At 70.7% G+C, this 21861-nt stretch carries 19 protein-coding genes and 2 pseudogenes; 10 read left to right on the top strand and 11 right to left on the bottom strand.

Annotated elements, in window-relative coordinates; translation table 11 throughout:
• The 6 genes and pseudogenes from ACRDP3_RS19395 to efeB form a co-directional block, all read left to right on the top strand.
• Nucleotides 1–468: pseudogene (locus ACRDP3_RS19395) on the top strand (hypothetical protein); the annotation flags it as partial.
• A 108-nt stretch (nt 469–576) separates the two neighbouring features.
• Complete coding sequence (locus tag ACRDP3_RS19390; RefSeq protein WP_431518231.1) at nt 577–1335, top strand: YcnI family copper-binding membrane protein; 759 nt, start codon at nt 577–579, stop codon at nt 1333–1335.
• Nucleotides 1336–1481: 146 nt separating this feature from the next.
• A complete protein-coding gene (locus ACRDP3_RS19385; protein WP_431518230.1) occupies nt 1482–2159 on the top strand; it encodes an SCO family protein in 678 nt (225 codons plus the stop codon).
• The gene (locus tag ACRDP3_RS19380; RefSeq protein ID WP_431518229.1) at nt 2156–2620 is read left to right on the top strand and encodes a copper chaperone PCu(A)C; all 465 of its coding nucleotides are present in this window, start codon (nt 2156–2158) and stop codon (nt 2618–2620) included. Before ACRDP3_RS19385 ends, ACRDP3_RS19380 begins: the two co-directional genes overlap by 4 nt.
• A gap of 11 nt (nt 2621–2631) precedes the next feature.
• Complete coding sequence (locus tag ACRDP3_RS19375; protein ID WP_431518228.1) at nt 2632–4614, top strand: copper resistance CopC/CopD family protein; 1983 nt, start codon at nt 2632–2634, stop codon at nt 4612–4614.
• Nucleotides 4611–5894 carry an iron uptake transporter deferrochelatase/peroxidase subunit gene (efeB, locus tag ACRDP3_RS19370; RefSeq protein ID WP_431518227.1) on the top strand — a complete coding sequence of 428 codons (1284 nt, stop codon included), beginning with the start codon at nt 4611–4613 and terminating at the stop codon, nt 5892–5894. The genes ACRDP3_RS19375 and efeB overlap by 4 nt, the downstream gene beginning before the upstream one ends.
• Before the next feature lie 141 nt (nt 5895–6035).
• On the opposite strand, the gene ACRDP3_RS19365 is transcribed toward efeB, so the two are convergent.
• The 8 genes from ACRDP3_RS19365 to ACRDP3_RS19330 all read right to left on the bottom strand — a co-directional run bounded on the left by ACRDP3_RS19365 (nt 6036) and on the right by ACRDP3_RS19330 (nt 14221).
• Nucleotides 6036–6719: a hypothetical protein gene (locus ACRDP3_RS19365; RefSeq protein WP_431518226.1), complete on the bottom strand. Its 684-nt coding sequence runs from the start codon at nt 6717–6719 to the stop codon at nt 6036–6038.
• A gap of 257 nt (nt 6720–6976) precedes the next feature.
• Complete coding sequence (locus ACRDP3_RS19360) at nt 6977–7798, bottom strand: HAD family hydrolase (RefSeq protein WP_431518225.1); 822 nt, start codon at nt 7796–7798, stop codon at nt 6977–6979.
• The gene (gene serS, locus ACRDP3_RS19355; RefSeq protein ID WP_431518224.1) at nt 7795–9072 is read right to left on the bottom strand and encodes a serine--tRNA ligase; all 1278 of its coding nucleotides are present in this window, start codon (nt 9070–9072) and stop codon (nt 7795–7797) included. Before serS ends, ACRDP3_RS19360 begins: the two co-directional genes overlap by 4 nt.
• Nucleotides 9073–9585: 513 nt before the next feature.
• A complete protein-coding gene (gene pheA, locus ACRDP3_RS19350) occupies nt 9586–10515 on the bottom strand; it encodes a prephenate dehydratase (RefSeq protein ID WP_431518223.1) in 930 nt (309 codons plus the stop codon).
• Nucleotides 10516–10604: 89 nt separating this feature from the next.
• Nucleotides 10605–11327 carry an ABC transporter permease subunit gene (locus ACRDP3_RS19345; protein WP_431518222.1) on the bottom strand — a complete coding sequence of 241 codons (723 nt, stop codon included), beginning with the start codon at nt 11325–11327 and terminating at the stop codon, nt 10605–10607.
• 14 nt (nt 11328–11341) lie between these two features.
• Nucleotides 11342–12259, bottom strand: a complete 918-nt coding sequence (locus ACRDP3_RS19340; RefSeq protein WP_431518221.1) for an ABC transporter ATP-binding protein — start codon at nt 12257–12259, stop codon at nt 11342–11344.
• Nucleotides 12256–13197, bottom strand: a complete 942-nt coding sequence (locus ACRDP3_RS19335) for an ABC transporter permease (RefSeq protein WP_431518220.1) — start codon at nt 13195–13197, stop codon at nt 12256–12258. The genes ACRDP3_RS19340 and ACRDP3_RS19335 overlap by 4 nt, the downstream gene beginning before the upstream one ends.
• On the bottom strand, nt 13187–14221 hold the full coding sequence (locus tag ACRDP3_RS19330) for an ABC transporter ATP-binding protein (protein ID WP_431518232.1): 1035 nt from the start codon (nt 14219–14221) through the stop codon (nt 13187–13189). Before ACRDP3_RS19330 ends, ACRDP3_RS19335 begins: the two co-directional genes overlap by 11 nt.
• Nucleotides 14222–14519: 298 nt before the next feature.
• Between ACRDP3_RS19330 and ACRDP3_RS19325 the strand changes: the two are divergent.
• Nucleotides 14520–15425 (top strand): annotated as a pseudogene (locus tag ACRDP3_RS19325) (alpha/beta fold hydrolase); the annotation flags it as partial.
• 11 nt (nt 15426–15436) lie between these two features.
• On the opposite strand, the gene pspAB reads toward ACRDP3_RS19325, so the two are convergent.
• Both pspAB and htpX read right to left on the bottom strand, forming a co-directional pair.
• A complete protein-coding gene (pspAB, locus tag ACRDP3_RS19320; protein WP_431518219.1) occupies nt 15437–16057 on the bottom strand; it encodes a PspA-associated protein PspAB in 621 nt (206 codons plus the stop codon).
• Between the two features lie 26 nt (nt 16058–16083).
• Nucleotides 16084–16998: a zinc metalloprotease HtpX gene (htpX, locus tag ACRDP3_RS19315; RefSeq protein ID WP_431518218.1), complete on the bottom strand. Its 915-nt coding sequence runs from the start codon at nt 16996–16998 to the stop codon at nt 16084–16086.
• A gap of 178 nt (nt 16999–17176) precedes the next feature.
• Here htpX and ACRDP3_RS19310 point away from each other — a divergent pair, with 178 nt between their 5' ends.
• The 3 genes from ACRDP3_RS19310 to ACRDP3_RS19300 all read left to right on the top strand — a co-directional run bounded on the left by ACRDP3_RS19310 (nt 17177) and on the right by ACRDP3_RS19300 (nt 20681).
• Nucleotides 17177–18088 carry an LLM class flavin-dependent oxidoreductase gene (locus ACRDP3_RS19310; protein ID WP_431518217.1) on the top strand — a complete coding sequence of 304 codons (912 nt, stop codon included), beginning with the start codon at nt 17177–17179 and terminating at the stop codon, nt 18086–18088.
• 173 nt (nt 18089–18261) lie between these two features.
• On the top strand, nt 18262–19665 hold the full coding sequence (locus ACRDP3_RS19305; RefSeq protein ID WP_431518216.1) for a condensation domain-containing protein: 1404 nt from the start codon (nt 18262–18264) through the stop codon (nt 19663–19665).
• Between the two features lie 122 nt (nt 19666–19787).
• Complete coding sequence (locus tag ACRDP3_RS19300) at nt 19788–20681, top strand: HAD family hydrolase (RefSeq protein ID WP_431518215.1); 894 nt, start codon at nt 19788–19790, stop codon at nt 20679–20681.
• Here ACRDP3_RS19300 and cydC read toward each other — a convergent pair.
• The coding region (gene cydC / locus ACRDP3_RS19295; protein ID WP_431518214.1) for a thiol reductant ABC exporter subunit CydC at nt 20653–21861 on the bottom strand (1209 nt) is incomplete at its 5' end. The genes ACRDP3_RS19300 and cydC overlap by 29 nt on opposite strands.

Below are 21861 nucleotides of genomic sequence, written 5' to 3'. Positions count from 1 at the left end.
GGCCTCGGGGGAGCGGCGGGGAACGGGGGCGGCGGGCATGCGGCCGGGCACGGCGCCGCCGGTGCCGCGATGCCGGCCGACGACGCCGTCGACTCCCCACTGGAGTGCCTGCGCACCGCGACCCGTGCCGCCCTGTCCTTCCTCGACGGCCCGATGCTCCTGGGTCACCTCCTCGCCGCGCTCGTCCTCGGCTGGCTGCTGCACCGCGGCGACGCGGCGCTGTGGCGGCTGGTACGACTGTCGGCACGCGCGGCCCGTACGGCGCTCACGCATGTACGGGCGCTGAGCACAGCGATCGCTTGCGTACGGGCAATGGGCGCGGGCCTGCTTCCGTACGCCCCCGCGCGGATCGGCGCCGAGGGGGCGCGCGAGGAGAACGTGCCCCGTTCCGTACTGCTGCACCACTCGGTGCACCGGCGCGGACCCCCACGGCGGACGCGGACAGAGAGCTTCGCACTCGCGGCCTGACGCACGACGCCCACGACGGAACGGCGGCGTGCGCCCTCGCTACGTGCCCTGTCCTGCGCCGTGCCGTCCAGTCCGTGTTCCGTCCCGCATTCCCAGGAGCCATTGCTCATGCAGACCAGTCCGCGCCGTCGACTCGCGACCGTCGGCGCCCTCGCCGCCACCTCCCTCATGCTGTGCGCCGGGCCCGCCTTCGCCCACGTCGGCGTCGACCCGGAAGAAGCCGAACAGGGCGGCTACAGCGTCGTGAACTTCAAGGTCCCCAACGAGCGGGACGACGCCGCCACCACCAAGGTGGAGGTCAGCCTCCCCACCGACCACCCCCTCAGCTCCGTCATGCCGCAGCCGGTGCCCGGCTGGGACGTGAAGATCACCAAGTCCGAGCTGGACAAGCCGATCGAGGTGCACGGCGAGAAGATCACCGAGGCCGTCACCAAGGTCACCTGGAGTGGCGGCAAGATCAAGCCGGGCGAGTTCCAGCAGTTCCCCGTCTCCATGGGGCAACTGCCCGAGGATGCGGACCAGTTCGTCTTCAAGGCGCTGCAGACCTACGACGACAAGCAGGTCGTGCGCTGGATCGAGGAGCCGAAGGAGGGTCAGCCCGAGCCGGAGAGCCCGGCTCCGGTGCTCAAGCTGACCCCCGCCACCGGGGACGCGCACGGCAACGGCGCGGACAGCAAGGACGATGACGGCAAGAACGCGGGTGACGGCGCGGAGAAGACCTCCACCGACACCGGTTCCGCCGCCGCCGGTTCGGCGGAGGACGGCGGCTCCGACAGCACGGCGCGGGTACTCGGCGCCATCGGCATCGTCATCGGCGTAGCGGGCGTCGCCTTCGGCGTGCTGGCCGGCCGGCGCCGCACCCCGTAGCAGCCCGGTGGCGGGGCCGCCCGTACCCGCGCGCCCGCGTGCGTGCGGGCGGCCCCCGCCCAGCCGGCCCGGACAGATCAGAACAGAACAGAACGATCGAACTCGCGAACCTGCGAACGACCGGAAAGCCAGAAAGCCAGTGCTCTATGCGTAAGACCAGAAAGCTCACCGCCGCGGCCGCCGCGGCGCTCGCCCTGTCGGGCGTGCTCGCCCTCTCCGCCTGCGGCTCCGGCTCCGGAGCGGGCGGGGGAGACGGCGACGGCAAGGCCGTCGCCTCCGTCGAACCGCGGAAGAAGGGCGGGACGGTGCTCGACCGGCCCTTCGACAAGCCGGACCTCACCCTCACCGACACCGACGGCGAGGAGTACGACCTGATCGAGGAGACGAAGGGCAAGGCGGTGCTGCTCTACTTCGGCTACACCCACTGTCCCGACGTCTGCCCGCTGACCGTCGGCAACATCGCCGCCGCCAAGACCGAACTGTCCCCAGCGCAGCGGAAGGACCTGCGGGTCGTCTTCGTCACCTCCGACCCCAAACGCGACACCCCGAAGGAACTCGGCAGCTGGCTGCACGGCCAGGACCCCTCCTTCACCGGGCTCACCGGCGACTTCGACACCATCCAGGCGGGCGCGCGCAGTGTCGGGATCAACATCGAGCCGTCCTACAAGCGGAAGAACGGTGACGTCGTCTCCTCGCACGGCGCGCAACTGCTCGCCTTCTCGCCCGAGGACGACAAGGCGCACGTCCTCTACACCGAAGGCAACACCGGCCCGGAGGTCCTGAAGAAGGAACTCCCCAAGATCATCAAGGGGGAGACCCCGTGACCCGCGGGCGGGCGCACCGCTCGGTGGCCGTGGTGCTGGCCGCGGCGGGAGCGCTCGCGCTCTCCGCCTGCGGTTCCGGTTCCGGTGACGCGCGGCCGGAGCTGACCGTACGCGGCGCCTACGTACCGGAGCCGGTGACGGCCGACATGGCAGCCGGCTTCCTCACCGTGCGGAACACCGGTGCCGCCGGGGACACCTTGACCTCGGTCACCAGTGGCATCTCCGACGACGTACAGCTGCACCGGACGAAGGGGCAGCAGATGCTGCGAGTGAAGGCGCTGCCCGTACCCGCGAACGGAGAGCTGCGTCTCGGCAGAGGCGGAGACCACCTCATGCTCCAGGATCTCGAGCGGAAGCCGAAGCAGGGCGAGAAGGTGCGGGTCACGCTGCACTTCGAGAAGTCCGACGCCGTGCGGGTCTCGATGCCCGTCGAGGCGACGAACCACGTACCGGAGAAATGAGGGTCTGACTCGTGCTGTTCACCACCACCGGGCACTCCCGAACCGCCGCGCCGGTCGCACTGCTGTGCGCCGTGGTGTGCGCGCTGCTGACCGTGCTCGGCAGCGCCACCCCGGCCGCCGCGCACGCGGTGCTGACCGGCAGCAGCCCGGCGAAGGGTTCGGTGGTGAGCAGTGCTCCCCGGCAGGTCACCCTGAGCTTCTCGGAGGGTGTCTCGGTACTGGACGGTTCGATCCGGGTGCTGGACCCCAAGGGCAAGCGCGTCGACCGCGGCACGGTGACTGACATCGGGGGCACGGACAGCGGCGCGGCCGTCAAGCGTGCCGTCGGTCTCAAGTCGGGCATCCCCAAGGGCACTTACACCGTCGCCTGGCAGGCCGTCTCCGACGACAGCCACCCCGTCTCGGGAGCCTTCACCTTCTCCGTCGGCGCTCCGTCCAAGACCACGGCGCAGGTCGCGGAGGAGGGCGCGAAGACCGGCGGCGGCGTGGTGGGCTCGCTGTACGTGTGGGGGCGGTACGCCGCCTACACGGGCTTCATCCTGCTGGTCGGCGGCGCCGCCTTCGTGCTCGCCTGCTGGCCGCGCGGCGCGCGCGTACGGCAGGTGCGGCGACTGGTGGTGACCGGCTGGCTGACGCTGGCCGGAGCCACCTTGCTGACGCTGCTGCTGCGCAACTCCTATGTCGGAGGGGGTGCGTTGAGCGAGGTCTTCGACCTGGGCGGCCTGCGGGCGGTGCTGGAGACGAAGCCGGGCGCGGCCCTCGTCTCCCGGCTGCTGCTGCTGGGGGCTGCGGCGTTGTTCATAGCGGTGCTGTTCGGTGCGTACGCGCGGGACCGGGAGTCGTCCGAGCGGCGCGACCTCGTCTTCGGGCTGTCCCTCGGCGGCGGCGTCATCGCGGCCGGGCTGGGCGCGACCTGGGCGATGGCCGAACACGCCTCCACGGGCGTGCAGTCGAGCGTGGCGATGCCGGTCGACGTGCTCCATCTGCTGGCCGTGGCCGCGTGGTTGGGCGGGCTGGCCACCCTGCTGACGGCACTGCACGGGGATACTCCGCCGGCCCATGGCGTGGTGCGGCGCTTCTCGCGGATCGCCTTCGGCAGCGTGCTGGTGCTGGCGTCGACCGGGGTGTACCAGTCCTGGCGGCAGCTCGGTTCCTGGAGCGCGCTCACCGGCACCTTGTACGGGCGGCTGCTGATGGTCAAGGTGGGCCTGGTGGTGCTGCTCGTCGGGGTCGCCTCGATATCGCGCCGCTGGACGGGGCGACTGGGGCCTGTCCCGGGTGACGTGGCGGCGGCCGGGGAGGACCCGGTACGGGAGGCGGAGCCGGTGACCGTCGGCGCGGACGGCGCTGCCGGTGGTGCCGAAGCGGGTTCCGGTTCGGGTTCGGGTTCCGACTCCGACCGCGCCGGCCAGCTCGCCCGGCAGCAGGCCGCCGTCGACAGTACGCGCCGGAAGAAGGCCCGCGAGGCGGACCCCGCCCGGACGGGCCTGCGCCGCTCCGTACTGGCCGAAGCCGGAATCGCCGTCGTGCTGCTCATGGTGACCACCGCCCTCACCAACACCGAGCCCGGCCGTACGGAAGAGGCCACGCGTGCCGACGGCGCCGGCACGGACACCGGCACCGGCGCCGCTCCCCCCATGCACGCCGGCGCCATCGGCGTCCAGCTCCCCTTCGACACCGGCGGCCCGGACGGCAAGGGCACGGCCGAACTCCGGCTCACCCCCGGCCAGAAGGGCCGCAACGCCCTGCGCGTCACCACCACGGCACGCGACGGCAAGCCCCTCGACGCCCCCGAGGTGAAGGTCGCCCTCACCCTGCCCGCCAAGGACATCGGCCCGATCCCCGTCACCCTCGAACGGGTCCGGGGCAAGACGGGGCAGTGGCGCGCCGTCGACCTCCAGGTACCCATCGCCGGAGACTGGAAGGCGGCGGTGACCGTCCGTACGTCGGACATCGACCAGGTCACCAAGAACGGGACTTTGGAGATCGAGTGACCCAGCACGACCACGAACCCCACCCCGTCTCCCGGCGACGCCTGCTCGGCACCGTCAGCGCGGCCGGCGCCTCCGGACTCGCCCTGGGTGCGACCGGCGCCGCCGCCGCACAGGCGGTCGGCCAGGACGAACCGCGGCCTCCCGCGCTCAGCACGGTCGGTTCGACGCGGGTGCCCTTCCACGGCGCCCACCAGGCGGGCATCACCACCCCGGCGCAGGCACACGGTCATCTCCTCGCCTTCGACCTGAAGCCCGGCGCGGGCCGCAAGCAGGCCGCGACGTTGCTGCGGCGCTGGTCGGCGACGGCACGCGAGCTCATGGCGGGCGAGCCGTCCGCGCGGAACTCGCGGAACGCACAGAACACCGGCATCGCGCTGGACGCCGGACCCTGCTCGCTCACCGTCACCTTCGGCTTCGGGCGCACCTTCTTCTCCCGTACGGGCCTGACCGACCAGCTGCCCGACGCACTGGCGCCGCTCCCCGAGTTCTCCTCCGACGCCCTCGACAAGAGCCGCTCGAACGGTGACCTGTGGGTGCAGATCGGCGCCGACGACGGGCTCGTCGCCTTCGACGCCCTGCGCCTGATCCAGCGGCAGGCCGCCGGTACGGCACGACTGCGCTGGCAGATGAACGGCTTCAACCGGACGCCCGGCGCCACGTCCCGCCCGATGACCGTACGCAACCTGATGGGTCAGGTCGACGGCAGCAGGAACCCCAAGCCGTCCGAGCGGAACTTCGACGAGCGGATCTTCGTACCCGGCTCCGGTTCCAGCTCCGGTTCCGGTTCCGGTTCCTGGCTGGCCGGCGGCTCGTACGCGGTCGTCCGCCGCATCCGGATGCTGCTCGACGACTGGGACGAACAGTCGCCGTCCGCACAGGAGAAGGTCATCGGGCGCCGCAAGTCCGACGGAGCACCGCTCACCGGCGGCGGCGAGCACACCCGCCCCGACCTCGACAAGCGGAGCGCCGACGGCTCCCCCGTCATCGCCGCCAACGCCCACGTCCGGGTCACGGCACCCGCCTCGAACGGGGGCGCGGCCATGCTGCGCCGCGGCTTCTCGTACCACGACGGTTTCCGCGACGACGGAGCACCGGACGCCGGACTGCTCTTCGTCGCCTGGCAGGCCGACCCCCTGCGCGGCTTCGTGCCGGTGCAGCGCAAGCTCGACCGGGGCGACGCCCTCTCCCCCTTCATCCGGCACGAGGCGAGCGGGCTCTTCGCGGTGCCGGGCGGCCCGGCGAAGGGCGAATACGTGGGGCAGCGACTGCTGGAGGGGTGAGGGGTGAGGGGTGACAGCGGCCGGTGCGCCGTGCCGGAGCTGACCGGGCCGGGCGCGCCGGCCTGTGGATAACTCTGCGAACTGCCGGATCAGACACTCGAGTTGAGTGTCTGATCCGGCAGCGTTTCAGCGATTCAGCGTTCAGCCTTCGCAGCGCGTGCAGCTCTGTCCGCATCGGGCCAGTCGTTGACTCATGGCTCCGACCACCCGCTCGGTGTTGACCAGCCGGCGGTCCATGTCCTCCAGCCGGCGGTCCATCCGCTCGAGGCGCACCGACATCCGTCCGATGACCGGCCCCAGTTCCTGGAGCACCGAGCCGATGTGGGAGACGGCGGACTCGACCTTCGTCACCCTCCGGTCGAGTGCCGCGTACCCGGCACTCGGGGCAGGCGCCGCCTCTGAGTTCCGGGCACTCTCCTCGACGTCGAGCAGGTACGCCCGTACGCGCCGGGCGATCTCGCTGTCCCGCAGCAGCATCGCCACGTTGAGGATCGTGCGGCGGGTGTAGACAGCGAGCCGCCGCCGCATCTGTGGATAACTCTGACCGCCCTCGATTGAGACACTCAACTTGAGTGTCTCAAATTTCTGCAGCTCAGCGCCTTGCAGCACCCTGAGCCCGTTGCTTTTCAGCTCCTCCCGGTGCCGGCTCAGCAGGTTATGCACAGCCTGCTCACTCACCTCGAAGTAGTCGGCGACGTCCTGCGTCGTGGCGTAGACGCCGTCGGCGGAGAGCGCCAACGCCTTGACCTTGTCGAGGATTTCGACCCTGTGGCTCATGCCGGAGCGCAGACTGCGCGACTCCAGCAGCACGGATTCGGTGTACACGAAGAGACCCCTCCTGGGGCTCGTAGGACATGACGAGAAAGGCCCACTCACCTGGGGCCTTCAGGCGTCCGTATCCAGGAGCCAGGAGCGGAGATCAGCTCATGTATGCCACGTATCGCACCACCGGCAAGGGGAATCCCCCACTCAACCGGCCATCGCCACTTCACACACTCTCGTCGCCACGTACTCGGGTCGCCTCCGCGCGCCAAGTCCAACGAGCGGATAGTCGTATGGTCACGGCCACTTGGTGGTGCGTGTCAGGCGGCGAGCAGGCGCTCCAGGACCACCGCGATGCCGTCGTCGTCGTTCGACGCCGTCACCTCGTCCGCCACCGCGAGCAGTTCGGGGTGCGCGTTCTCCATGGCGACGCCGTGGGCCGCCCAGCCGAGCATCGGGACATCGTTGGGCATGTCGCCGAAGGCGATCGTCCCCTCGGCGGGGACGCCCAGCCGACGGGCCGCGATCGACAGTCCCCTGGCCTTGCTGAGCCCCAGCGGCAGCAGCTCGACCAAGCCCTCGCCCGACATCGTGATGCCGACCAGATCACCGGCGGCGGCCCGGGCGGCCTTCGCCAGGGCGTCGGCGTCGAGGCCGGGGTGCTGCAGGTACAGCTTGATCAGCGGTGCCGCCCACAGCTCGTCCGGGTCCGTGCAGTTCATCCCCGACGGCGGCCCGTGCCAGCTCTGGTAGCGGGGGCCGAAGACCACCTCGCCGTCCAGCCCGTCGCGCGCCGCGGCCAGCGCGAGCGGTCCCGTCTCCACCTCGATCTTCGCCAGCGCGAGCCGGGCAAGCTGCCGGTCCAGCGTCATCGACGTCAACAGCCGCTGGCCGCCCGCGTCGTAGACCTGCGCCCCCTGGCCGCACACGGCAAGTCCCGCATGGCCCAGGTCGGCCAGGATGTGCTTCGTCAACGTCACCGAGCGCCCCGTCACCACGATGTGCGCCGCGCCGCGCGCGGACGCGGCGGCCAGCGCGGCGCGCGTACGGCCCGAGACGGACTCGTCCCGGCGCAGCAGCGTGCCGTCGAGGTCGGTGGCGATCAGCCGGTACGGAAGCGCGGAGGGAGCCTGCGCGGTCACCGGCCCACCGGCTCCAGGAGCTCGCGTCCGCCCAGGTACGGGCGCAGCAGCTCGGGCACCCGGACCGAACCGTCGGCCTGCTGATGGTTCTCCAGCAGCGCGACGATCGTACGGGGCACCGCGCACAACGTGCCGTTGAGCGTGGCCAGCGGCCGTACGTGCTTGCCGTCCCGCATCCGGATCGACAGCCTGCGCGACTGGAATTCCGTGCAGTCCGAGGTGGAGGTCAGCTCACGGAACTTGCCCTGGGTGGGGATCCAGGCCTCGCAGTCGTACTTGCGGGCGGCCGAGGCCCCCAGGTCGCCGGTCGCGACGTCGATCACCTGGAAGGGCAGTTCCAGGCTGCTCAGCCACTGCTTCTCCCACTCCAGCAGCCGCAGGTGCTCCGCCTCGGAGTCCTCGGGCGCGACGTAGGAGAACATCTCCACCTTGTCGAACTGATGCACGCGGAAGATGCCGCGGGTGTCCTTGCCGTACGAGCCCGCCTCGCGACGGAAGCAGGGCGAGAAGGCGGCGTAGCGCAGCGGCAGCCGGCCGGCGTCGATGATCTCGTCCATGTGGTAGCCGGCGAGCGGGACTTCGGAGGTGCCGACCAGGTAGAGGTCGTCGTTCTCCAGCTGATAGACGTCCTGCGCGGCCTGGCCGAGGAAGCCGGTGCCCTCCATGGCCTGCGACTTGACCAGTGCCGGGGTCAGCATGGGCGTGAAGCCCGCCTCGGTCGCCTGCGCGATCGCCGCGTTGACCAGGGCCAGTTCCAGCAGGGCGCCGACACCGGTGAGGTAGTAGAACCGGGCGCCGGAGACCTTGGCCCCGCGCTCGACGTCGATCGCGCCGAGCAACTGCCCGAGTTCGAGGTGGTCCTTGGGTGTGAAGCCCTCGGCCGCGAAGTCACGGGGCTCACCGATCGTCTCGCGGACGGTGAAGTCCTCCTCACCGCCGACCGGCACGTCGGGATACACCAGATTGCCGAGCTTGCGCAGCAGGTGCTGGGTCTTCGCGTCGGCCTCGTCCTGCTCGATGTCCGCGGCCTTCACGGCGGCGGACAGGTCACCGGCCTTCTTCAGCAGCTCGGCCTTCTCGTCGCCCGCGGCCTTGGGGATCAGCTTGCCGAGTTGCTTCTGCTCGGCGCGCAGCGCGTCGAAGCCGGCACTGGAGGACCTTCGGCGCTCGTCGGCGGAGAGCAGGGCGTCGACGATGGCGACGTCCTCTCCACGGGCGCGCTGGGAGGCGCGGACACGGTCGGGATCCTCACGGAGCAGTCGAAGGTCGATCACCACGCCAGGGTACCGGTGGGGATGACAGGGCTCGACCGAACAACCCAGCTGACCGTTATGGTCGGTATCGTCCCTTTTCGGGAATCGTGTTGATCTTCCGCGCCACTCCATGTTCACGCTCTTCAGCGGCAGTTGAGAGAGGGTGCGGGGCCAACACCGGGCAACTTATCCACAGCTTGCAGGCCCCTCCGCAAGCTTTTCCACAGGCACCCTGGTGGAGCTGTGGAAATCGGAGGAGATCGCTCCGAGAGGAGCCCGAGCACTGCGGATTTCCCGCAACAAACCTGTAATAAGCACTCATTCGGGCGGGATCGACTCACCCCAAAGGGTTGCTCAAGGCAAGTTGACTGACGAAAGTGGACCGGGAGCAATGTGGACATGTCTGCGGTCTCCATGCCGCTTTGTCGACAGTGTCCGTTTCGTCCGCCAACCTTATGCACAGGCAACCGAATCCCCTGTGGATAACTCTGTGGGCTGCACCGACGCGTCTGCTGCGGGCCTACTGCGGGCCGCTCAGCCCCGCCCGTCCAGACAGCGCGTAAGCCAGTCCGCCGCCTCCGCGAACTCCGCGTCCGTCGTCCCCGGCCGCTGAGCGGGCCGGCCCTCGTCCGCCCGCGGATACGAACCCAGGAAGCGCACCTGCTGGCACGCCCGCTTCAGCCCCATCAGCACGTCCCCCACCCGGCGGTCCTGCACATGCCCCTCACAGTCCACCGAAAAGCAGTAACGGCCGATCCCCTCGCCGGTCGGCCGGGACTCGATGCGCATCATGTTCACCCCGCGCGACGCGAACTCCTGCAGCACCTCCAGCAGCGCACCCGGATGGTCCTCACGCAGCCAGAAGACGGCCGAGGTCTTGTCCCCGCCGGTGGGTGCCGCGGGCCGCGCGGGCCGTCCCACCAGGACGAATCGGGTCGCCGCGTTCTCCGCGTCGTGGATACCCGTCACGAGCGGTTGGAGCCCGTAGGTGGCGGCCGCGAACTCGCCGGCGAAGGCCGCGTCGTACCGGCCCTCCTGCACCAGCCGGGCCCCGTCCGCGTTGGAGGCCGCCGACTCCCACAGCGCTTCCGGCATCCGCGCCGCCATCCACCGCCGCACCTGCGGCTGTGCGACCGGGTGCCCCGTCACCGTCTTGACGCTCTCAAGGGTCGTGCCGGGCCGGACCAGCAGCGCGAAGGCGATCGGCAGCAGCACCTCGCGGTAGATCATCAGAGGCGTGCCGCTCGCCAGCTCGTCCAGCGTCGCGGTGACGCCGCCCTCGACCGAGTTCTCGATCGGTACGAGCGCCGCGGCGGCCTCCCCGCTCCGCACGGCGTCCAGCGCCGCGGGCACCGACACCATGGGCGTCAGTTCGCGGGTGGCGGCCTCGGGGAGGGTGCGCAGAGCGGCCTCGGTGAAGGTCCCTTCGGGACCGAGGAAGGTGTAGCGGCTGGCAGGTGACATGCCGCCACGTTAGTCGCGTACGCGCGCGGGTGTGGCCGCCGTCTCAGCTGCCGGGTCACCCGGCCGGGTCACCCGGCCGGGTCACCCGGTCACTCCTCGGCGGCCAGCTTGAGCGAGCGCAGCTTCTGTCCAGCGAACCAGGTGCCCCCGATGGTGACCACCGCCAGCAGCACCAGCGCGACCGGCAGCCCCACCTCGGAGGTGATCTCGGCGCCGGAGCCCCCGACCTTCTCGGCCAGCGCCAGCGCCCACTGCTGTACGGACAGCGCCCGCGCGCCCGGCACCAGGCTGCCGAACAAGGCCTCCCAGATCAGCGCGTAGACCAGGCCGATCACGACGGCGTGCCGGGAGACCGTGCCCAGCAGCAGGAAGAGCGCGCTGTAGGCGAGGGAGGCGATGGCGGCCGCCACCGCGTAGGCCACCGCGATCTGCTGGCTGTTGCCGTTGAGGATGAAGCCGGCCACGAGAGTGGGCACGGCCGAGAAGGCGATGGTGACGCCGATGGCCACCACCAGTTTGGTGACGATGATGCTGGACCGCTTGAGCGGCTTGGCCAGCAGATAGACGACCGAGCCGTCGTCGATCTCCGGGCCGATCGCGCCCGTACCGGCGATGACGCCGATGAGCGGCACCATCGTCGCCATGGCGAAGCCGCCCAGCAGCTGCGAGGTCACCGCGTCGTCCGCGCCGACCAGGCCGCGTACGGCGCCGGCGACGATGAGCAACAGCGCCGGCAGCGCACACAGGATCAGTGCCCGGCGGCGGCCCAGCAGGGCCCGGTAGGTGAGCCGTGCGACAGTCTGGTTATACATCGTGAGGGCTCCCTTCAGGCCGCGACGAGGTAGGAGAAGACGCTCTCCAGGGACTCGTCTGAGGGCGAGACCGTGTAGAGCCGGATGCCGTGCTCGCGGGCGAGCCGCGGGAGGAGTTCGGTGAACCTGCCGAAGTCGATGGCCTGTATCTGCAGGGCCTGTTCGTCCCAGTCGAGCTGGATGCCCGCTGTCGAGGCGTCGGCGATCAGGGCCGCCGCGAGCCGCCGGTCGTCGCTGGAGCGTACGAGGTAGCGGTGCGGGCGGTCCGTCATCAGCCTGCGGATCTTGCGGAAGTCGCCGCTCGCCGCGTGCCGGCCCGCGACGATCACCTCGATGTGGGAGGCGAGTTGCTCGACCTCCTCGAGGATGTGCGAGGAGAACAGCACGGTGCGGCCCTCGTCGCCCATCCGGCGCAGCAGTTGCATCAGCTGCATGCGCTGCCGCGGGTCCATCCCGTTGAACGGTTCGTCCAGCAGCAGCACCGACGGGTCGTGCACCAGAGCGGAGGCCATCTTCACGCGCTGCCGCATGCCCTTGCTGTACGTGGAGATCTTGCGCTCCTGCGCGTGCTCCATCTCGACGGTGGCGAGCGCCTGGCGGGCGGCCGCCGGGGGGTCGGGCAGCTTGTGCAGTTCGGCGTTGGCCAGCACGAAGTCCCAGCCGGTGAGGAAGTCGTACATCCCCTCCCGCTCGGGGACCAGACCGATCTGCCGGTACGTGGCCTCGTTGCGCCAGATCGTGGTGCCGTCGAGGGTGACCGTGCCGGTCGAGGGCGCCAGGAAGCCGCCCATCATGTTGATCAGGGTGGACTTGCCCGCGCCGTTCGGGCCGAGGAGTCCGGTGACCCCGGGGCCGATGTCCATGGTGATGTCGTTGACGGCGACGACGTTCCCGAACCAGCGGGAGGCGTGGTCGATGTGCAGTGTGGTCACAGCCCGGCCTTTCGGTAGCGGCGCAGCAGCAGGGCGTACGTACCGGCGATGAGTGCGGCGATGACCGCGAGATAGACCGGGGCCTGGAGGCTGGTCAGTGCTTCGCCGGTCGGGAACGCGTTCTCGCCGTCGAGGAGCTTGCTCTGGACGCCGTCGATCAGCGACCCGGGCGAGGCCAGCCCCAGCCAGCCGATGGCACCCATGTTGTCCTGCTCGGCGACGATCGCCTGCAGTGCGCTGACGAGCATGTACGGGATGGTCAGTACGGCGATGATGGCCGCCACCCCGAAGCCGCGGCGCGGGGTCGCCGCGGCCGCCGCCATCCCGATGCCGGCGTGCAGCACGGAGAACAGCGCACAGCACACCAGTCCCAGCGCGAAGCCCTTGGTCTGGTCGGCGAAGTCGAGCTTCGCCAGCAGTGCTCCGGCGTAGAGGATGACGACGGGTACCGCCGTGAAGACGAACAGCGCGGCGGTGAGTGCGGCGTACTTGGCCCGTACGTAGTCGCCTCGCTCGATGGGGCGGGAGAAGTAGAGCGGCACGACACGGAAGCGCAGGTCGAGCGATACGGCCTGGGGTGCCATGGCGGCGATGAAGATGCCGATGACGGGCTGGAGCTGCACGACGTAGGAGTTGTACCCGAGCGGCAGGTCCTTGGCCTTGGTGAAGATGGCGACGGCGACGATGATCGCGGCGGGGGCGCAGACCACCGCGAAAAGGATCATCGGCAGCACCTTTGACTTGGCGGAGCGGCCGAGTCCGTAGGCTCCGCGCAGCGACTGCACGAACAGCGAGCGGGTGGCGTACCGGCGGCCGAGCCGGGGGCCGTCGTAGCCGCGGTAGCCGATGTTGTGGATGACGTCGCCGCTGTGCTGTCCGGCACCGGGGACGGGCGCGGTGGCGGTGCTGGTTGCGGGGGCGTGAGGCTCAGGCGACATCGCCGCTGCCTCCCTTCTGCGACTGGAGTTCACGTGCGGCGGGTACACCGGGGGGCGCCGCGGCGGCCCCCGGTGCCGAGGTGTCGCCGGCGGTGTCGGTGTGGAAGACCTCCGCTATGCGGTGCCGGCGCTGCTCCATCCTGACCAGGCCCAGGCCGAGTTCGGCCACGGTGTCCCGGACGGTGTCGTACGCCGTCTCGTCGGTGGCGTCGACCATGAGCAGGTGCCCGGAGCCGGGTGCGCCGGCGTCTCCGGGCAGTTGCGCGGACAGGCCCGCCGCGGTCAGTGCGGCGCGCAGCGTTTCGGTGCCGTCGGGGTGCGTGTCGGTGTCGGTCACCTCCACCGCGAGGGAGGCGGTCCGCTGGGTGAAGTCGGTGGTGGCGGAGGCGCGCAGCAGCTTGCCGCCGTCGATGATGACGACGTAATCGCAGGTGCGTTCCAGCTCGCCGAGCAGGTGTGAGGTGACGAGCACGGAGATGCCGAAGTCGGTGTGCACGCGCCGGATGAGGGCGAGCATCTCGTCGCGGCCGACGGGGTCGAGCCCGTTGGTCGGCTCGTCGAGCAGCACCAGCTTCGGGTCGTGCACGAGGGCCTGGGCGAGCTTGACGCGCTGCTTCATGCCGGTCGAGTAGCCGCCCATGGGGCGGTAGCGCTCCTCGTACAGGCCGACGTGGCGCAAGGTGTCGGCGGTACGTTCGCGCGCCGAGGTCGCCGGCAGCCCGGACATCCGGGCCATGTGGACGACGAACTCGGTGGCCGAGACGTCGGGGGGCAGGCAGTCGTGCTCGGGCATGTAGCCGACGCGCTCGCGGATGGCGGAGCCCTCGCGGGCCACGTCCATGCCGAGGACGGTGGCGCCGCCCTCGGTCGCCGGAGCGAGGCCGAGCAAGATCTTGATGAGGGTCGATTTTCCGGCCCCGTTGGCACCCACCAGGCCGGTTACACCCGGTGTGATGCCGACGGTCAGCCGGTCCAGTGCGGTCACCCGCGGGTACCGCTTGGTCAGGCTTTCGATAGCGATCACAGTCACGTACCCGACGTTAGGGCCCCGCCCGCCGCGGCACGTCCGCCCTGGGGGGTGGATCCGGCTCGTACCCGAGGGGGACGCGCCCTTAAGGGGCCGGGCACAAGGCGGGCAATGGCGAACAACCTGCGACGTTACCAACGGTATCCACAGGCTGTGGCGGCGCCGTTGACCGCACCGTGCGTCCTTGTCACAGTCGGTGTCACACGCGGTGGGTCGGGCGGTGGGACGGGCGAAAGGCCGCGGCCCGTGAGCGGTGAGGGGCATGGTGAGCGAGCGGGACAAGGAGATCCGGCCGATGAGCGACGCACTGGCGGGGGCGCGTGAGCGCCGGGTTCGTACGCGCGAAGGCGTCGAGCTGTGCGTCGCCGAAATGGGCGAGACCGGGCAGCCCACGGTGGTGCTGGTGCACGGTTATCCCGACAGCAAGGAGGTCTGGGCCCAGGTCGCCGGGCTCCTGGCGGAGCGCTTCCATGTGGTGCTCTACGACGTGCGGGGCTGCGGCCGCTCCTCGGCGCCCAAGCCGCTGCGCGGCGGCTTCACCCTGGCGAAGCTGACCCACGACTTCCTCGCCGTGGTGGACGCGGTCTCCCCGGACCGGCCCGTACATCTGGTCGGGCACGACTGGGGCTCGGTGCAGGGCTGGGAGTTCGCCACGGTCAAGGAGACCGGGCACCGGATCGCGTCTTTCACCTCGATGTCGGGACCCTCGCTCGACCACTTCGGGCACTGGATCAGGAAGCGGCTGAGCCGGCGGACGCCCAGGAGCCTCGCGCAGGCGCTGGGCCAGGGTGCCCGCTCCTGGTACGTCTGCATGCTGCACACCCCGGTGCTGCCGGAGCTGGCGTGGAAGGGGCCGCTCTCCCGGTACTGGCCGGCGTACCTGCGGCGGGTGGAGAAGATACCCGCCGACGGCTACCCCACCACGTCCCTGCCGCGCGACGCCGCGCACGGCGCCTGGCTCTACCGCGACAACGTACGCGCGCGGCTGCGCCGCCCCCGCACCGACTGCCACGCGCGGGTGCCGGTCCAGCTGATCACGCCGGTCCGGGACGTCTTCCTGAGCCGGCGGCTCTACGACGACCTGGAGCAGTGGGCACCCGACCTCACCCGGCACACGCTGAACTCCGGGCACAGGATACCCCGCACCGATCCCGGCCGGCTCGCCACCTGGATCGACGACTTCGTGACGGCACGGGAGGAGTCGGCCGCTTCTTAGATTCCGGGCGCGCCCCAGACGGGGAACCAGCGGCCCAGGTCCTGTTCCGTCGGCAGGTCGTCCGCCAGCAGGCCGCGCACCTGCAACTCCAGCGCGTTGTCCCGCCTTTCCGTCGCGCCGGGCCGCGGGGCGAACGGATAGAAGGTGCCTCGCTTGTAGAGGTAGACCAGGGCCAGGGAGCGTGCGTCACCCTCCGCCGTCCCCTCCGGCTTCTCCGGCCCCTCCACCGCTCGGAAGCCGACCAGGGAGCAGAGCAGCTGCGGACCGAATCCGCCCTCGGTGAGCAGGGTGTTGACGGCGTGCAGGTCGTTCACGAGCGTGACCAGCTCGTCAGGTGCGTGCCGGGCCAGCAGCCAGGTGTAGCCGTACTCGTCCTGGCTGAACTCCACCGGAATGCCACCCTGTTCACTATCGGCGTCCAGCAGTTCCCGTACGTCCCGACGCAGTTGCGTGAAGGCACCCCCCTCGACGCTCGCGAAGCACACCGCCCCGAGTCCCGTCGGGACCAGGTCGGCCCCCGCCTGGAGGGTGATGGCGGCCGAGGGGAGGGCGAAGAGCTGGTCGAGGTCCGGGCGGACCGGTTTGCTGCGGCCCAGCAGCGCGTCCAGAAGGCCCACGGAGTCTCACGTCCTTCGTGCGGAGTTCACTGCTGCCGCCCGAGCTGGGCGGAGATCCGGCTCAGCTGGTCCAGGCGCCGCTCCAGCGGCGGGTGCGAGGCGAGTAGCGACGCCACGCTCTGCCCGGAGAACGCGGGTGCGAAGTAGAAGGCGTTGAACGGCTCGGCCCTGCGCAGGTCGCGGGTCGGGATACGGGCCATCTCACCGTTGATCTTGGTGAGCGCCGACGCGAGTGCCGAGGGCCTGCCGGTCAGCAGCGCACCGGCCCGGTCGGCGGACAGCTCGCGATAGCGGGACAGCAGCCGGGTCAGCAGGAAGCTGATGACGAAAACGACGGCGCTGACCAGCGGGACCAGCAGGAGCACGATGCCCATCCCGCTCTGGTCGTCCCCACCGCCCCGGGTCAGTCCGCCCCAGAGCGCGATCCGGGTCAGCACACCCGCCAGTACGCCCAGGAAGGAGGCGATGGTCATCACCGCCACGTCGCGGTGCGCGACGTGCGACAGCTCGTGCGAGAGCACGCCTTCCAGCTCCTCCGGTTCCAGGCGCCGCAGCATGCCCGTCGTCACACAGACCATCGAGTTGCGCTGGCTACGGCCGGTGGCGAAGGCGTTGGGCACATCGCTCTGCGCGACGGCCACCTTCGGCTTGGGCGTGTCGGCCAGCGCACACAGCCTGTCCACCGCACCGTGCAGTTCCGGCGCCTGTTCCGGGGTGACCTCACGGGCGCCCATGCTGAAGGCGGCGATCCGGTCGCTGAACCAGAACTGCGCGATGAAGAGACCGCCCACCGCCACCACGATCAGCGGCCACGCGTTGCCCAGTGCCGCGATCAGAACGCCGACGAGCACCACGTAGAGCAACCCGATGAAGAACATCGTGACCACCATGCGGCTGGTCAGACCACGGTCGGCGACGTATCGCCCGCGCGCTGCTGCCATGACCCTCGCTCCTCCCGCGGTTCGGTTCCGTCCGGGTCGGGCCCCGTCCGGTCAGGGCACACATCGCGCACCCCGCGGACCCTCTGAGGTAATTGTCCTCTTTTCTTCTGTTTTTCGAAGGGGAGGGCCGGTCCTGACCCGGGTGCCCGCTCGACGGCCGGCCCGTAGCCTGGGCCGCATGACCTCCCACCTGCGCCTGAGCACCGTGATCCTGCCCGTCCACCGCTGGCACGACGGCGGACGCGAGCGCTGGCAACGGGCGGAGGAGCTCGGCTTTCACACCGCGTACACCTACGACCACCTGTCGTGGCGGGCCACCTTCCGCGACGGCCCGTGGTTCGGTGCGCTGCCCACCCTGACCGCCGCCGCGGCCGCCACCACGAGGCTGCGCCTGGGCACCCTCGTCACCTCGCCCAACTTCCGGCACCCGGTGACGCTGGCCAAGGAGCTGATGTCCCTCGACGACATCAGCGACGGACGGGTCACCCTCGGCATCGGGGCGGGCGGCAACGGTTTCGACGCGACCGCGCTCGGCCAGGAGGCGTGGACGCCGCGCGAGCGTGCGGACCGCTTCGGCGAGTTCGTACCCCTGCTCGACCGGCTGCTGCGGGACCCCGTCGTCTCCTACGACGGCACGTTCTACTCGGCGAGCGAGGTGCGCGGCATCCCCGGCTGTGTGCAGCGCCCGCGCCTCCCCTTCGCCGTCGCCGCCACCGGGCCGCGCGGCCTCCTGCTCGCCGCGCGGTACGGGCAGGCGTGGGTGACCACCGGCGACCCCCGGGTGAACGGGACCGGCACCGCGACCATGGCCGAGGGGCGGCAGGGCGTACGCGACCAGGTCGGCAGGCTCGGCGCGGCCTGCGCGGAGACCGGCCGCGAGCCGGGCGAGGTCGAGAAGGTCCTGCTCACCGGCTTCACACCCGGGAACCCGCTGGACTCCGTCGACGCCTTCGTGGACTTCGCCGCCGGGTACGCGGAGGCGGGCATCACCGAGATCGTCCTGCACTGGCCGATCCCCGACTCGCAGTTCGCCGCCGACGAGAAGGTCTTCGAGCGCATCGCCGGCGAGGGGCTCGCGCAGCTGGGGTGAGGGCACGCTCCGTCGGGCGGCTGTGCATACGACTCATCGGCGGCGGCCGTCAATGTAAGCGGGGCGCCGAACCAGGGACCTGCGGTCGGGATTGATCTCTGGCGTTTCCCGGCGCCGGACGCCTCGTTGAGCTGACCGGGGAACTCCCCCGGAATGCGAAGGGAGACGTCGCTGTGCGATTGACCGACATCCAGCGCTGTGAGGTCAGGCCCGGACTACTCGTGGAGTGGACGCTCGATCCGGCGACCATCAAGACGGCCGCAGGCCTGCCGGAAGACGCCCGACCACCGGCGTATCTCCAGGAGTCGCACATCAGGACGGCCCGGTCCGTCCGCGAGGACGGCCTGTTCGTGCCGACCTGGCTCGGCACGGCATTCGATGTCCCGGGGGTGGTCGATCTCGACGTACTGCATGACGCACTGCGGACCTGGACACTCCGGCACGAGACCCTGCGCAGCGGCTTCCGTTGGGTCGGCGACGAAATGCGCCGCTTCACGCTCGACGCCGAGGCAGTCTCCCTGCATCGCGAAGTGGTCGGGGACTTCTCCGTTGCGGAAGAACTGGTCCAGCACCTCCAGGACCGCTTCGACGTCGCAGCGGACGCGCTCAGCTGGCCGAACTTCATCTACGCGGCGGTCGTCCGGGAAGACTGCACGAGTGTCTACATGGCCTTCGATCACAGCAACGTCGACTCGTACTCCATCCAGCGCCTCCCCGCCGAGATCCACGAGCTCTACACGGCGGGCGCAGCGGGCCGCGCCGTGGCGGAGACACCGATCAGCAGTTACGTCGACTTCTGCGAGATCGAGCGGGCGAGTGCGGACCAGATCGACGACACCCACGCGATCGTCGACCGCTGGCGGGAGTTCATCCTCCGATGTGACGGAAAGCTGCCGAACTTCCCGCTCGACCTCGGCCTGGATGCCGGCGGAAAGCTGCCCACCCAGAAGCTGATGAACGAGATGCTGGTGGACGCCGACGACGCCGCCGCGTTCGAGTCGTACTGCCGGCCCTTCGGCGGGAGTCTGACCGGCATCCTGGCTGCCACGAGCCTCATCGTCCACGAGATCACCGGGCAGTCCGTCTATCGCACGGTGGTGCCGTTCCACACCAGGGCCAAGTCCCGGTGGATGGATTCCGTGGGGTGGTATGTCGGCGGCGCGCCGATCGAGATTCCCGTGGCGCAGTCACCCGATTTCGGGAGCACCCTGGAGATGGTGCGCACCGCGCTGCGGACGAACAGGTCCCTGACGCGCATGCCCATCGCCCGAGTACTCCGCCTGCTCGGCGCGGACTTCCGCCCGACGTCACCGGACCTGTACTCGATCGTCTCGTTCGTCGACGCCAGGGGCATCCCCGGAGCAGCGCATTGGGCTGAGCTGAAGGCGTACGGCCTGGTCCGGGTGTCGTACGGCGACCAGGTATGCGTATGGATCAACAGGCTCCACGAGGGCCTGCAGTTCGCGAGCCGCTACCCGGACACCGACGCCGCGTACAAGAACATGCGGCTGTACGTCGAAAGGCTGCGGGAAATCATCGTCTCGGTGGCCAGGAACGGCCTGGTGGCGCCCCTCTGACGGGACGGGCCGGCCTTGCAGGCCCCGAGCGCGATGCGTGAGGTCAGGACGAGGGGCATTTGTGCGCATCCGGTGCTCATCGGCGGCACCCTCCGCGCAGTTGTGCGCGCATATGCGCGAGGATGGGCGCCGTGACTGACACCTCCCGCACCCGGCTGATCGCCACAGACCTCGACGGCACCCTGCTCCGCGACGACAAGTCCGTCTCCGACCGTACGGTCGCCGCGCTGGCCGCGGCGGAGATCGCAGGGATCGAGGTCTTCTTCGTCACCGGGCGCCCCGCACGCTGGATGGACGTCGTGAGCGATCACGTGCACGGGCACGGCCTCGCCATCTGCGCCAACGGTGCCGCGGTCGTCGACCTGCACCGCGGGCGGCAGATCATCGACGTACGGCCGCTGGACCGGGACGACGCGCTCACCGTTGTCAGCGCGCTGCGGGCGGAGGCGCCCGGGGTGAGCTTCGCCGTCGAACGCACCGGCGGCATCCACTTCGAGCCCGCGTACCCGGCCCTGCACCGCGATCCCGTCGTCAGCACGGCTCCGGTGGAGAAGCTGCTGGCTCCGGGCTTCGTGGGCGGGGTTGGTGGGAGCGGCTGGGACGGTGGAGGCGGTTGGGACGGTGGAGGTGAGTACGGCGGGCAGCCCGTGCTGAAGCTGCTGGCCCACCATCCGGAGCTGGAGCCCGACGCTTTCCTCGACCTGGGCCGGAAGGTGGCGGGATCGCACGCACAGTTCACCCGCTCCAGTCCCTCCGCCCTGCTGGAGATCAGCGGTTCCGGTGTGAGCAAGGCCAGCACGCTGGCACGGAGCTGCGAGAAGCGGGGCATCCGGCCGGAGGAGGTCGTCGCGTTCGGGGACATGCCGAACGATCTGGAGATGCTGTGCTGGGCGGGCACCTCCTACGCGATGGCCAACGCACACCCCGACGTGCTCGCCGCGACGACACACCGTGCGGCGTCCAACGAGGACGACGGGGTCGCCGAAGTCATCGAGCGGCTGCTGGTCGGAGGGTAGGGCCGGTTCCGGGTGCGGTGATTCCGGGTCCGGTGGTTCCGGGTCCGGTGGTTCCGGGTCCGGTGGTTCGGGGGCGCGTCGCGTACGCCGCTTCGCGGGCCAGCATCGCGCTGAACGGGCCGTCGGCGGTCGCCAGTTCCGCGTAGGTACCGCGCTCGACCGTACGCCCGCCCTCCAGCACGATCACCTCGTCCACCGCCCCCAGACCCTGGAGCCGGTGCGTGATCAGGACCGTCGTACGGCCCTCCGTGGCGGCGAGGAGGTCCGCGGTCAGCGCGTCCGCCGTGGGCAGGTCGAGATGCTCGGCCGGCTCGTCGAGGACAAGGACCGGGAAGTCCGCCAGCAACGCTCGGGCGAGTGCGAGCCGTTGGCGCTGACCGCCGGAGAGGCGGGCGCCGTGCTCGCCGACGAGGGTGTCCAGGCCGTCTGGGAGCGTGTCGGTCCACGTGTCGAGACGGGCGGCGGCAAGGGCCCGGCGCAGGTCGTCCTCGGTCGCGGTCGTCCGGGCGAGGCGGAGGTTCTCGCGGAGCGAGCTGTCGAAGATATGGGCGTCCTGCGCGCACAGGCCGACGAAGCGGCGCACCGTGTCGGAGGGCAGGTCGGTGGCGGGGACGCCGCCGAGGGTGTACGAGCCGGCGGTGTCCGGGTCGAGGAAGCGGAGCAGCGTCTGGGCGAGGGTCGTCTTGCCGGAGCCCGACACGCCGACCACGGCGACCCGGCGGCCCGGGGTCAGGTCCAGCTCGAAGTCCGCCAGGGGCGGGGGGTCCTGGGGTGCGCCGGGGCCGGGGTAGCGGGTGGTCAGCGCGCGCAGCGAGAGGGGGAAGGGGGAGGCGGGGGGCGGCCGGGGTGCGGTGGGTTCGCGTACCGGTTCCGGCGCGTCCAGCACCTCCCGTACGCGCTCGGCCGAGCGTCGCGTGCGCTGGCGGAACTGAACCGCCTGCGGCAGGCCCGTCACCGCCTCGAACGCGGCGAGCGTCGTCAGGATCACCACCGCGAGCCATACGCCGCCGAGTTGGCCCGTCTGCACGGCTCGTACCCCCGTCCAGGCCGCGGCGGTGACGGTCAGGCCGGAGGCGAGGGCCGCGAGGCCGGCGCCGAGCGCGGTGGCCGTGGCCGAACGTCTCGCGAGCCGGGTGAGCGCCGTGTCGGCGGTGCGGGCCGCGTCCGTACGGGCGGGGAG

The organism is Streptomyces sp., from assembly GCF_050698815.1.
Lineage (GTDB): Bacteria > Actinomycetota > Actinomycetes > Streptomycetales > Streptomycetaceae > Streptomyces.
Note: the sequence above shows the minus strand (reverse complement) of the source record. Positions and strands in the feature narration are given on the sequence as shown.

Coding starts and splice junctions, on each gene's coding strand:
- htpX (WP_431518218.1), bottom strand. CDS start 16,998: ATGGCAGCAGCGCGCGGGCGATACGTCGCCGACCGTGGTCTGACCAGC.
- ACRDP3_RS19300 (WP_431518215.1), top strand. CDS start 19,788: ATGGGCGCCGTGACTGACACCTCCCGCACCCGGCTGATCGCCACAGAC.
- ACRDP3_RS19385 (WP_431518230.1), top strand. CDS start 1,482: ATGCGTAAGACCAGAAAGCTCACCGCCGCGGCCGCCGCGGCGCTCGCC.
- pheA (WP_431518223.1), bottom strand. CDS start 10,515: ATGTCACCTGCCAGCCGCTACACCTTCCTCGGTCCCGAAGGGACCTTC.
- ACRDP3_RS19345 (WP_431518222.1), bottom strand. CDS start 11,327: ATGTATAACCAGACTGTCGCACGGCTCACCTACCGGGCCCTGCTGGGC.
- ACRDP3_RS19310 (WP_431518217.1), top strand. CDS start 17,177: ATGACCTCCCACCTGCGCCTGAGCACCGTGATCCTGCCCGTCCACCGC.
- ACRDP3_RS19335 (WP_431518220.1), bottom strand. CDS start 13,197: ATGTCGCCTGAGCCTCACGCCCCCGCAACCAGCACCGCCACCGCGCCC.
- ACRDP3_RS19390 (WP_431518231.1), top strand. CDS start 577: ATGCAGACCAGTCCGCGCCGTCGACTCGCGACCGTCGGCGCCCTCGCC.